Source organism: Halobacillus sp. KGW1 (genome assembly GCF_001592845.1).
In the GTDB taxonomy this organism is placed as follows: domain Bacteria; phylum Bacillota; class Bacilli; order Bacillales; family Halobacillaceae; genus Halobacillus.
This window is the reverse complement of sequence record NZ_LSOC01000004.1, coordinates 469,372-480,925: the sequence shown is the minus strand read 5'-3', so window position 1 is coordinate 480,925 and position 11,554 is coordinate 469,372. Positions and strand designations below refer to the sequence as shown.

11 protein-coding genes are annotated in these 11,554 nt (G+C 49.5%); 10 read left to right on the top strand and 1 reads right to left on the bottom strand.

The genetic code is table 11. The annotated features are described in order from the left end of the window. The first annotated feature begins 85 nt into the window (after positions 1–85). The 3 genes from nhaC to aspA are packed head-to-tail and all read left to right on the top strand — an operon-like array spanning position 86 to position 4,017. Positions 86–1,519 (top strand): Na+/H+ antiporter NhaC, encoded by a 1,434-nt coding sequence (gene nhaC / locus AXG56_RS17155; RefSeq protein ID WP_008634380.1) that lies wholly within the window; start codon positions 86–88, stop codon positions 1,517–1,519. 38 nt (positions 1,520–1,557) lie between these two features. After that, positions 1,558–2,574: an asparaginase gene (locus AXG56_RS17150; RefSeq protein ID WP_062515712.1), complete on the top strand. Its 1,017-nt coding sequence runs from the start codon at positions 1,558–1,560 to the stop codon at positions 2,572–2,574. Positions 2,575–2,604: 30 nt separating this feature from the next. Beyond that, positions 2,605–4,017, top strand: coding sequence for an aspartate ammonia-lyase (gene aspA / locus AXG56_RS17145; protein WP_062515664.1), 1,413 nt, complete (start codon positions 2,605–2,607; stop codon positions 4,015–4,017). On the opposite strand, the gene AXG56_RS17140 is transcribed toward aspA, so the two are convergent. Beyond that, positions 4,018–4,368: a helix-turn-helix domain-containing protein gene (locus AXG56_RS17140; protein WP_062515663.1), complete on the bottom strand. Its 351-nt coding sequence runs from the start codon at positions 4,366–4,368 to the stop codon at positions 4,018–4,020. A gap of 111 nt (positions 4,369–4,479) precedes the next feature. Between AXG56_RS17140 and AXG56_RS17135 the strand changes: the two genes are divergently transcribed. From AXG56_RS17135 to AXG56_RS17105, 7 genes are all read left to right on the top strand, one after another. Further along, positions 4,480–5,457, top strand: a complete 978-nt coding sequence (locus tag AXG56_RS17135) for an asparaginase (protein WP_062515662.1) — start codon at positions 4,480–4,482, stop codon at positions 5,455–5,457. A gap of 171 nt (positions 5,458–5,628) precedes the next feature. Then, on the top strand, positions 5,629–6,264 hold the full coding sequence (locus tag AXG56_RS17130) for a 2OG-Fe(II) oxygenase (RefSeq protein ID WP_062515661.1): 636 nt from the start codon (positions 5,629–5,631) through the stop codon (positions 6,262–6,264). Positions 6,265–6,389: 125 nt separating this feature from the next. Next, positions 6,390–6,956: an SCO family protein gene (locus AXG56_RS17125; protein ID WP_062515660.1), complete on the top strand. Its 567-nt coding sequence runs from the start codon at positions 6,390–6,392 to the stop codon at positions 6,954–6,956. Positions 6,957–6,975: 19 nt separating this feature from the next. Further along, positions 6,976–7,713 (top strand): FixH family protein, encoded by a 738-nt coding sequence (locus AXG56_RS17120; RefSeq protein WP_051348995.1) that lies wholly within the window; start codon positions 6,976–6,978, stop codon positions 7,711–7,713. Between the two features lie 176 nt (positions 7,714–7,889). Further along, positions 7,890–8,276: a YbaN family protein gene (locus tag AXG56_RS17115; RefSeq protein ID WP_008634393.1), complete on the top strand. Its 387-nt coding sequence runs from the start codon at positions 7,890–7,892 to the stop codon at positions 8,274–8,276. A gap of 117 nt (positions 8,277–8,393) precedes the next feature. Continuing rightward, on the top strand, positions 8,394–9,869 hold the full coding sequence (locus tag AXG56_RS17110) for an acyl-CoA carboxylase subunit beta (RefSeq protein WP_062515659.1): 1,476 nt from the start codon (positions 8,394–8,396) through the stop codon (positions 9,867–9,869). Positions 9,870–9,879: 10 nt separating this feature from the next. Further along, positions 9,880–11,472: a class I adenylate-forming enzyme family protein gene (locus tag AXG56_RS17105; protein WP_062515658.1), complete on the top strand. Its 1,593-nt coding sequence runs from the start codon at positions 9,880–9,882 to the stop codon at positions 11,470–11,472. Positions 11,473–11,554 lie beyond the last annotated feature (82 nt).

Sequence of the window (11,554 nt, the reverse complement as noted above, 5' to 3'; positions counted from 1 at the left end):
GTAGATTCCTATGTTATTATGAGGAAAATTGTTCTCGTATTGCGTACTTGGCTTGTTTTTAAAAAGAAAATAGGAGGAGATTGCAATGAAGGAAGCAAGGTTACCGTCTCTATTGGAAGTCTGTTGTGTGCTGGCTGCGTTTCTGGCTGTGGTGTTTTCGTTTACCGCGCTGTTGGAACTGCCGATTCAGCTGGCGCTGTTTGTCGGTTGGTTTATCGTCATGTTACTTGGGTTGAGATTGGGTTTTACGTATGATTCCTTGCAGGGTTCGATCATCAAAGGAATATCGAACGGGTTGGAAGCGGTCATCATCTTGATGGCGGTTGGTGCTTTAATCGGTACGTGGATTGCCGGAGGGGTCGTTCCAACGATCATTTATTATGGTCTTGACTTCATTCATCCTTCTATCTTTTTATTAGCTACTTTAATTATATGTGCGTTGACATCTCTTTCCACAGGAACGTCCTGGGGAACTGTCGGCACCGCCGGGATTGCAATGATGGGAATCGGTGAGGGGCTTGGGCTTCCGCTTCCGTTAGTAGCAGGTGCAGTCTTGTCCGGTGCTTATTTCGGAGATAAATTGTCACCGCTTTCAGACAGTACGGTGCTGGCTGCATCGATGTCGAAAGTCAACGTCATTTCCCACGTGAAATCGATGTTGTACCTTGATGTACCAGCGTTTATCATTACGGCTATTCTCTTTACAGGAGCAGGGTTCTACCATGGCAGCGGCAATATCGATCTGGACAGGGTCCAATCGATCATGACGTCCTTGAATGATACCTTCAACATCAGTCCGCTTATGCTTGCACCCGCGGTTATTGTCATTGGATTGTTGATCATGAAGAAACCGTCCATCCCGACGATTTCCTTCGGTGCATTGGTCGGGATCATATGGGCCGTATTGTTTCAGAATGCGGATGTCGTGTCATCCATTGAGACAGCTTACAATGGATTCCAGATCAGTTCCGGCTCTGAATTCATCGATGAATTACTGAACAGGGGAGGAATAAGCGGGATGCTCGGCTCCATTGCGGTCATCATTCTCGGTCTTGGTATCGGAGGTATGCTGGAGAAGGTGGGCGTATTGACCGTCATCATGAACACGTTCGTGGACAAGATCAAGAATGCCGGGAGCCTTTCTGTATCAACAATTTTTACTGGGTTGTTCACCAATATTTTCGGCTGTGCGATGTATGTGTCGCTGATTTTGACACCGAAGCTGATGGAAAGCAGTTATGACAGACTACATATCGACCGCAGGGTTCTATCAAGGAATACGGAGGTCGGCGGGACGATGACATCCGGAATGGTGCCGTGGTCGGATAACGGGATTTTCATGGCGGGAATCCTCGGTGTGTCGACGTTGTCTTATCTGCCGTTCATGTGGATGAGCTTCGTATCGATCGCGCTTGTCATCATCTACGGGTACACAGGCAAATTCATCTGGTATACGGATGGAGCAGAAACGGAAATAGAAACGGATATGGAAGAGGATGTATCTGATATAGCAAAATGATAGAGAAGAAAAAGGAAGCAGGGAAAGGGTGTTCATCAATGAAAAAAATTCTTCTTATCGGTACAGGAGGAACCATTGCCTCGGTCGAAAGCGAGCAGGGGCTCACGCCGGGGCTGAGTCCGGAGGAAATGGTCGGGAGGCTCGAATTTCGCTTTCAGTGTGATGTAGATTGTATTGTGTCCTTGAACTTGGACAGTACGAATATTTACCCGAATCATTGGGTCAAGCTTGCGACAATGATCCATGACTATTACGACAACTATGACGGGTTCGTCATCACCCACGGCACGGATACAATGGCCTATACGGCAGCAGCGCTCGATTCGATGCTGATGCATTTGGATAAGCCGGTCGTCCTGACAGGTTCACAAATACCAATGACACTGGTCGATTCCGATGGAGAACAGAACTTGATGGATGCCGTTCATTATGCAGCGGATGGTCTGGCCGGGGTGTATATCGTCTTCAACAGTCGTGTCATCAAGGGGACGAGGGCGATGAAAATGAGGACGAAAAGTAAGCACGCGTTCGAGAGCGTCAATTATCCTTACGTCGCCTATGTTGATAATACACGCATCACTTACCATTCAAAGCCGTTGGACGCGGAACGCGGACGTCGGTTGGAGCTGGAGACGAGGTTGTGTACGGATGTCTTCGTCCTGAAGCTCTATCCGGGTATCAACCGAGAGATTTTCCGCTTCATTTCTACTAACTACAAGGGTGTCATCATCGAATGTTTCGGCAGCGGAGGGATTCCATTCTACGAAGTCGACCTGGCAGAAGAAGTGAAGGCCTTGATCGACGCCGGAGTCGTCGTTGTGCTGACGACGCAATGCTTAGAGGAAGGAATCGACATCGACTTGTATGAAGTAGGAAGGAAGATCGATCGAAACCAGGTCGTCATTTCCCAAGACTTGAATACGGAAGCTCTGCTTGCAAAATTGATGATCTATCTTGGAAAATACGTTAATATGCAGGAAGTCATCGATAACATCCATTTGGATATTGAGAAAGAAAGCGACGATTCGCTGTTCAGCTGCGACATCTCGCTGTGAATTTCATAAAAGAATGAAGGAGGTTTCATCATGTATAAAGTACAGACAATTCGAGTAGAAAAAGACTTCTTAGGAGAAAGAGAGATTCCGGCAGACGCTTATTACGGGATTCAGACACTGCGGGCATCCGAGAATTTCCCGATTACAGGTTACCGAATCCATGAATCTCTCATCACCTCCGTATCCATGGTGAAGAAGGCTGCGGCGGAAGCGAATGTTTCCACGGGGCGCTTGTCCGCCCATTTGGGAGACGCCATCATTGAGGCGGCTTCAGAGGTTATTGAAGGGAAGCATCACGATCACTTCATCGTCGATCCGATTCAGGGTGGAGCAGGTACGTCGATTAATATGAATGCAAACGAAGTAATCAGCAACCGGGCATTGGAAATCCTGGGCCGTGAAAAAGGCGACTATAAATTTTTAAGTCCGAATACGCACGTGAACATGTCTCAGTCCACCAACGATGCGTTTCCAACAACGATTCACCTGGCCGTGCTTTCACAGCTGGATCTGCTTCTTGAAACGATGCGCCGTATGCAGGTGGTATTTATGGAGAAGGCGGAAGAGTTTGATACCGTCATCAAGATGGGACGGACGCATTTACAAGATGCTGTTCCGATTCGTCTCGGACAGGAATTCGCCAGCTACGGCAGAATGATCGGGCGGGACATCGAAAGAATTTCAGGTTCGTTGGAGAAATTATACGAAATTAATATAGGGGCGACAGCGGTCGGTACCGGGTTGAACGCCGACCCTGCCTATGTCAGCAAAGTCGTGGACCGCCTGCGGGACATCAGCGGCTATCCGGTTGTTTCCGCGGAGAACCTTGTGGACGCTACAGCCAACACGGATTTATATACGGAGATTTCCGGCTACTTGAAGACGTGCATGTTGAACATGTCCAAGCTTGCGAACGATCTTCGATTAATGGCTTCCGGTCCACGTGCCGGTTTGAATGAAATCGATCTTCCGGCGCGCCAGCCTGGTTCCTCCATCATGCCTGGGAAGGTGAACCCTGTCATGGCAGAGGTGATCAATCAGATCGCTTTCCAGGTGATCGGCAATGATCAGACGATCAGCCTCTCCTCAGAAGCAGGGCAGCTGCAGCTGAACGTCATGGAGCCGGTGCTCGTGTTCAATTTGTTGGAGTCCATCAAAATCATGAAGAACGGTTTCAGAGTATTCACCGATTATTGTGTGAAAGATATTAAGGCGAATGATATGGTGATGAAAAACAATGTAGAGAACAGTATCGGTATCATTACCGCACTGAATCCTTATATCGGATATGAGAAAGCGTCGGAAATTGCTCGAAAGGCCCTGCGTACAGGACAGACAATCAGGAATATCTGTTTAGAAGAAGGGGTGCTGACAGAATTGGAACTGAACCGTATTCTTGATACGCATAAAATGACAAGCCCCGGCATCGTCAGTATGGATTGATTACTGTCTGAGCTGACGTTTTGTCCTTACGAATGCCAGGAAATCGTGAAGCTCATCTTCCGTAGCGGCGGCACCGTCAATGCGGATTTCCCAATCCGGCGGCTGGCTGGAATCGTCCAACAGAACCATTTTTTGATCATCGGGAGAGCGGGGATCGTCGGTGCGGTTCAATAGATAATCGATCGAGGTATTCATGATATCGGCCAGTTTGATCAGGGAATCCAGCGAAGGCTGGCGGTATCCGGATTCATAACCGGCATATGTACTTTTGGCGATGCCGAGCTGGTCGGCCGTTTCCTGCATCGTCCATTTCTTTTGTTTGCGAAGTTCAGTGAGTCTGGTTAATTTCATTTGGTAATCCTCCCATGACTTAGTATAGCTTAATTGGAGTGCATACCAAAATCATTCCTGTCTGTTATAGTAGATAGAGCTTTAGGATTTTATAAAAAAGGTGTGGAGATAATGAAACGAATTCTTCTCTTGTCGACAGGTGGAACGATCGGATGTATCCAAACGGAGGAGGGGCTGATCCCGGGCATTCCCATCCAGGATCTGGTCGGTTATCTGCCATTGAAGGAAGAGGACGTACAGATTGATACGGATACGGTTCTCAACATTGATAGTACGAACATGCAGCCGGAGCATTGGGAAGAGATAGCAAAGGCTGTCTATGCACATTATCCGGACTACGATGGGTTCGTCATCACTCATGGAACGGATACGCTGTCCTATACATCCGCAGCCTTGTCCTACATGCTGCCGAATCTGCAGAAGCCGGTGGTATTGACCGGCTCCATCCAGCCGATCGATGCACAGAAGACGGACGGAGTGCGGAATTTGACGGATGCTGTTACCTATGCAAAACAAGGAGAACCTGGTGTGTTCGTCGTCTTCGGCGGACGGGTCATTGAAGGGACGCATGCGGTCAAAATGAGGACCGAAAGCTATGATGCGTTTGAAAGTATCAACTATCCTTATATTGCTTATATCGAGGGCGACCGTATTGAGCCTAATATGGATGTGCCGGATCGTGTGGAAGGTGATTTCCGCCTGGAAACGGGGCTGTGCACGGATGTTCATTTGTTCAAGCTGTATCCGGGAGTCAAACCGGAAATGTTAAATCTCATCAAAGATCATTTTCAGGCCGTCATTATTGAAACATTCGGAAGCGGTGGACTGCCGTTTCTCGAGCGCGATCTCACCAAAACCGTAGAGGAACTGATCGGGGAAGGGAAGATCGTCGTCATCACGACACAGTGCCTGGAAGAAGGAGCGGACTTATCGCTCTATAAGGTCGGCAGGGTGATCGATCAGGAGAAGGTCATCCTTTCGAACGATATGAATACCGAGGCGCTGCTGCCGAAGCTGATGTGGGCGATGGGGCGGACCTCAAACTTCTCCGAATTGAAGCAGCTTGTTGAAGGCTCTTCCTGTCTATGAGGCAGGAAGAGCTTTTTTTTGGATGTCCGATTTCATATGTGAACAATTTTGTAAATTTTATGAAAACCAGCAGAAAAAAGGAGAGAAAAATGATAGAATAGCTTTTATATCCATAAAGATATGCCTTTGTTTTGTAAGCGTTTTATCAAATGAGAAAAGGTTGATGAATAAGTGGCAACACATGTAAATGAAGCATCTATTTTCGATCATACGGGAAGCAGGATTGTGACAGAGGATCGTGAAGTGACGATTCTTGCGAAGATGGAAGAACCGAAGATCGCTATATTGGGAAATGTCGTCAGTGAGGAAGAGTGTGAAGCGTTGATCCGTCTGTCGAAGGATAAGGTGAACCGTTCCAAAATCGGTTCCGATCATGATGTGAGTGATATCCGTACGAGCAGCAGTGCGTTTCTGCCGGACGATGAGTTGACTGGCAGGATCGAGAAGCGCCTCGCTCAGATTATGAATGTGCCGGTGGAGCATGGAGAAGGGATTCATATCCTTCATTATAAACCGGGTCAGGAATATAAAGCGCACCATGACTATTTCCGTTCTACTTCCAGAGCCGCGAAAAACCCGAGGATCAGCACCCTCGTCCTCTACTTGAATGATGTCGAAGAAGGCGGGGAAACATATTTCCCGGAAATGAACCTTACCGTCTCCCCTCACAAAGGAATGGCGGTCTATTTCGAGTATTTCTATAACGATCCTGCGATCAATGAGCGTACGCTTCATGGAGGTTCGCCGGTCACTGCCGGAGAGAAGTGGGCGGCAACGATGTGGGTACGGAGGCAGCAGTATCGCTGATTATCCAGTTTTTCATGAAAAGAAACACCTCCCTGAACAGTAAGATTCGGCGGGGTGTTTTTTCATTGCAGGATACATACGGAACGTGTGAGACGAGTGAATACAAGTAGGAAGGAAGTGGCCTCATGAAGAAATATGGATGTATGATTGTGTTTGTATTATTGCTGCTGGCAGGTTGCGGCGGGGAAATTGAGTCGAACATGTCAGGCTCTGTCCAGTCTTTCTCCTTCACGACGCAGGATAACGGTAAGTTAAGTAACGAAGATTTAGAAGGAGATTGGTGGGTGGCTGATACGATTTTCACAAATTGCGAGACGGTCTGTCCTCCGATGACGAATAATATGGCTGTGCTGCAACAGAAAATGGAGAAAGAAGATATCGATGCCCAGCTTGTGTCTTTCAGCATCGATCCGGAAAATGATACACCGGAAGCGTTGAAAGAATTCGGCGACAAATTCGGAGCGGACTACGACAACTGGTCCTTCTTGACAGGGTATGAATTCCAGACGATTAAGGAATTATCCATCAAGTCGTTCAGCAACCTGGTCGACGAGATCCCGGATTCTGATCAGTACATGCACGGGACAAGCTTCTTCCTCGTCAATCCGGAAGGGAAGGTCATCAAGAAGTATGATGGAACGAAGCGGAGCGAAATGGACAAGATTGTGGAAGATCTGAAGAAAGTCCAATAATGAAAGGGAGTGCTTCGGAATGGGCAGGAAGTCAATAATCGGAACTTTTCTTATGGTTGGTATACTGCTGATGCTCACGGCATGCGGAGGGGAAGACAACGCGGAACAGCAGGCGGCGGATAGTGATCTGGTACCTCTCGACGTCCGTTTCTCTACGACTCCGGAAGAACAGCTGGAACCTGGTGACACTTTCACCTTACAGGCCCATGTAACGAAAGGGGAAGAAGCTGTAAATGATGCCGACGAGGTCCAATTCGAGATGTGGCAGGACGGTCAGGATGAGGAAGACCACAAAATGCTCGAAGGCGAATCGACGGGGGACGGAATGTATGAGGTGGAAACCTCTGTAGAGGAAGCGGGTCTGTACTATGTCGTTTCCCACGTCCAGGCAAGAGGATCTCACAACATGCCGAAGGACGAGCTTGTCATCGGAGATGTCGATTCTGCACAGAAAGAGCCTTCGGAAGAGGAAGGTGGGATGGTCCATATCATGATGGAGGAGCCTGTTGAAAAAGGGGAAGAGACGACCTTGACCGCGCATGTGATGGAAGCAGAAGCGCCGGTGGAAGGTGCGGACGTCCGTTTCGAAGTGTGGAAAGAAGGGGAAGAGTCCCATGATTTCGTCGATGCGGAGGAAGCGGGAGAGACGTATACGGCTGACTATGTGTTCCCGGAATCCGGAACCTATCAAGTGAAGCTGCATGTGGAAAAAGGGGACTGGCATACCCATAAAGAGAAAGCCATTACCGTGAACTAGAGGAATCTGAAGTTTCTTTCATACATAAAGGAAAGAAGGTATTAATAGGTCGCACCTTTGGCGTAGGGCGGCCTTTTTTTGTATGGAAACAATTACTGACGGTTACGAATGGAAATTATGAAGGGAATCAGGTTAACATAAGAAGAGATACGACGAATGTAGTAAGGGGTTAATCGATGAAACAGTTTGTAAAGGTACTGTTGATCGTCATTGGCAGTATATCACTCGGTCTTGGCGTGTTGGGAATCGTTCTCCCTCTGGTTCCGACGACACCGTTCCTGCTGTTGACAGCAGCTTGTTATGTGCGCAGTTCCGACCGTCTGTACAATTGGCTGATGACGAATAAATGGTTCGGTTCCTATATCCAAAATTATAAATCGGGCAGAGGAATTCCTGTCAAAGCGAAGGTATCTGTCCTGATCATGATATGGTTTTCCTTTCTTTTCTCCGCGTTTTTCATTGCTCCGAACGTATGGCTGAAGCTCGGTTTTATTTTCGGAGGATGTTTCTTTACCGTCGTGATCTATCTCACGAAAACGTATCGTCCGGAAGAAGATAAGTAGGCGCTCCTTTGGAAGAGAGGAGCGTCTTTATTTGACTTGGAATATAATTGAATTTTCAGAACGGTAAACGTATAATCGAAACATACCGACTGGTTAGTATGTGAGGGGGATACGATAGTGGAGGGAAAACAGGAAAGCTTAGTGAAACAGCGGAAATTAAGTGCAAGGGAACGAATCGATCTGCTTGCGGATGCCGGGTCGTTCTGGGAACTAGGGGCGGCCGCACATTCTCCGGTACCTGGTATGGAAGAGCGGACACCGGCAGACGGACTGATCGGCGGCATGATCCGCGTGGAAGGGAGAGAGGCGGTCGTTCAGGCGATGGACGTCCGCGTGCTGTCCGGAACAGAGGGGGAAGTACACCTGCGAAAGAGTGAGTTCTTCTATTCTTATGCGAAGAAACGGAAGCTGCCGCTGTTCAACTTATGTGAAGGCGGAGGACTGCGGATGCCGGACGGGATGGGTTCCGACGGCATTAGTGACAAACTATTCCCTCACTGCATGCTCGATCATGGGAGGGAAACACCGGTCCTGACTGCCATACTTGGAGAATGCTACGGCGGTCCGACATGGATGGCCGTCACCTCCGATTTTGTCACTCAGGTGAAGGGAACGGGGATGGCCGTAGCTGGACCAAGGATGCTCGAAATGGCAAGCGGGGAGCGGCTGACAGCGGACGATCTTGGCGGAACCGGCGTCCATGCCGTCCACACGGGTCACATCGATCACATAGCGGAAACCGAGGAAGATGCCATCGAGATGCTGCGCACATTTTTCCGTTACCTACCTTCCAATGCAGAAGACACTCCGCCGGTCGTTCACAGCGGGGATGGCGATCGGAGGATTGATGTGATGGACATCGTACCTGCCAATTTGCGGCGCCCTTATGATGTGAGGGAGGTTATCGAAACTCTGTTTGATCTGCAGACGTTCATGGAATACCGATCGTTTTACGGAAAAGCACTGATCACCGGTTTTGCGCGTCTGGACGGGCAGGTAACCGGAATCGTCGCAAACCAACCGATGCAGATGGCAGGTGCACCGGGACCGGAGGAATGTGATAAAGCGGTGGATTTCATCTGCCTGTGCGATTCCTACCATATTCCCATCGTCTTTCTTCATGACACGCCTGGTTTCCGGATCAGCAGCCAGGCGGAGAAGCGGAAGATGGCTTCGAAGATTATGAACTGGAACACGGCCCTTGCTAAGTCGACGGTGCCGAAATACTCGGTCGTTCTCCGAAAGAGTATTGGAGCCGCTTATGGAAATATGTGCGGACCCGGAATGGGAGCAGACGTCGTCGCTGCCTGGCCGGAGGCGGAAATCAACTTCACCGGTCCTGAGGTCGGTGTGAATGTGGTGTATGGAAAGCATATTCAACAGGCAGAAGATCCGAAGCAGGAACGAGCCAAATATTTAGAGCAGTGGAATTTCGACAGCTCCCCGATGAAGGCAGCAGGCAAATTTCTGATTGAAGATATTATTGAACCGGAAGCTACCCGTTCCTTTCTTCTCCGTTTCCTTCGATCGGCGACGGCTTCCGGTCCAGTGAAAAGCGACAGACGTCTCGCTGATTGGCCGATGTCGCAGTAGGAGGGATGGAATGAAGAAGCAGGGACGAAACGATACGGTAATGTATAAAAAGGGGAAGAAACCTTTGACGGAATACTTACAGGACCATGCCAGGGAGCGTCCGACCGATCCGGCGTACATTTACTACGGAAAGTCTTGGAACTGGAGAGACGTGCTGGAGCAGGTTCAGAAGGTCGCAGGGTTCTTAACCGCCGCTGGATTTACAAAAGGCGATCGGATCGGGCTTTTCATGCAGAACGGACCACCATACGTGATTGCTCATTATGCCATTCAGTACATCGGGGCAGTCGTCTGTCCGCTAAGTCCGATGTATAAGGCTGGAGAGTTGGATTACTTCGTGGAAGAAGTAGGAATGTGCGCCGTTTTCGCGGGCAGCGAACTGCTTTCGGAAGTGAGAAAAATGGAGCATACGCTCGCCCGTGTCATTGCCGTTCGAAACAGCGAGTACCGAGCAGACGCCGTTTCAGAGAAGGATTCAACCCTGCAGCAGCGGGAAGTAGCATGGAGAGATGTTCTTCTTGAAGGCCCTTCGTTACAAAAGCCAACCGCCGTTGATATGGATGAGACCGCTCTGCTTGCTTTTACATCCGGGACGACCGGGCGTCCGAAAGCGGCCATGCTTACCTACGGCAATGCCCTTTACAAAACGGCGGCTGCAGTCAGCGCCAACGGAGTGGAGAATCGGGAAACGTGGCTTGCGGTCATGCCGCTGTGCCATATAGCGGGAATGGTGATGGGCGTGAATATCCCTGTCTACACAGGGGCTCCGTGTGTGTTGATGGAACGCTTTGATCCGGTTGAAACGTTGAGGATGCTTAAACATTATGAAGTGACGGTCTGGTACAGCACCGCACCGATGAATGAAGCGATACTTGACATGGGAACAGAAGGAACGCTTGAACACTTGCGGTTGAACCTGTGTACCAGTTTCGGTATGCCGGTGACGGAGAGTCTTGCGGAAAGGTGGAAGGAGCTAGCGCCGGGGTGCCGTTTGTTTGAAGCATCGTACGGCTTGAGTGAATCACATACGGTCGATACGTATATGCCTGCGGAAAAGGTGAAATTCGGTTCCGTCGGCGTTCCGGTTCCTGGTTCCAGGATAGAGATCCATGATCCATGGACAGGAGAAGCTTGTCCACCAGGGGAGTCAGGGGAGATTGTTATCCGAAGCCCGGGTGTGTTTAAGGGCTACTGGAATCGTCCGGAGGCTACAGCAGAGGTTAGGAAGGATGATTGGCTGCATACGGGCGATATCGGTTACTTCGATGAGGACGGCTATCTGTATTTTCAAGGTCGGAGTAAGGAGATGATCAAGTCCTCCGGGTTCAGTATTTTCCCGGAAGATGTGGAATCGCTGTGGAAGAAGCACCCGGCTGTCGTACAGGCAGCCGTCATCGGTATCCCGGATGAGCGAAAAGGGGAGGTTGTGAAGGCGTTCCTCGTTCTGCAGCAGGATGCCGACGTAACGGAAGAAGAGCTGACAGGATGGGCCAAGGAGCATATGGCCCGCTACAAGGTACCTTCAGCCATCGAAATCCGCCGCTCGCTGCCGCAGACGAGCGCAGGAAAAATACTAAGGCGGCTGCTGAAAACAGAGACGTAACCCGATAGACCGCTTCCCGCTATGGGGGCGGTTTTTTCGGTGTGTTCTTGGGTAAGATGAAGGGGATATGGATAATGGGATA

Excerpts from the sequence above, each read along its gene's own strand:
- nhaC (WP_008634380.1), top strand. The coding sequence starts at position 86 with ATGAAGGAAGCAAGGTTACCGTCTCTATTGGAAGTCTGTTGTGTGCTG.
- AXG56_RS17150 (WP_062515712.1), top strand. The coding sequence starts at position 1,558 with ATGAAAAAAATTCTTCTTATCGGTACAGGAGGAACCATTGCCTCGGTC.
- aspA (WP_062515664.1), top strand. The coding sequence starts at position 2,605 with ATGTATAAAGTACAGACAATTCGAGTAGAAAAAGACTTCTTAGGAGAA.
- AXG56_RS17140 (WP_062515663.1), bottom strand. The coding sequence starts at position 4,368 with ATGAAATTAACCAGACTCACTGAACTTCGCAAACAAAAGAAATGGACG.
- AXG56_RS17135 (WP_062515662.1), top strand. The coding sequence starts at position 4,480 with ATGAAACGAATTCTTCTCTTGTCGACAGGTGGAACGATCGGATGTATC.
- AXG56_RS17125 (WP_062515660.1), top strand. The coding sequence starts at position 6,390 with ATGAAGAAATATGGATGTATGATTGTGTTTGTATTATTGCTGCTGGCA.
- AXG56_RS17120 (WP_051348995.1), top strand. The coding sequence starts at position 6,976 with ATGGGCAGGAAGTCAATAATCGGAACTTTTCTTATGGTTGGTATACTG.
- AXG56_RS17115 (WP_008634393.1), top strand. The coding sequence starts at position 7,890 with ATGAAACAGTTTGTAAAGGTACTGTTGATCGTCATTGGCAGTATATCA.
- AXG56_RS17105 (WP_062515658.1), top strand. The coding sequence starts at position 9,880 with ATGAAGAAGCAGGGACGAAACGATACGGTAATGTATAAAAAGGGGAAG.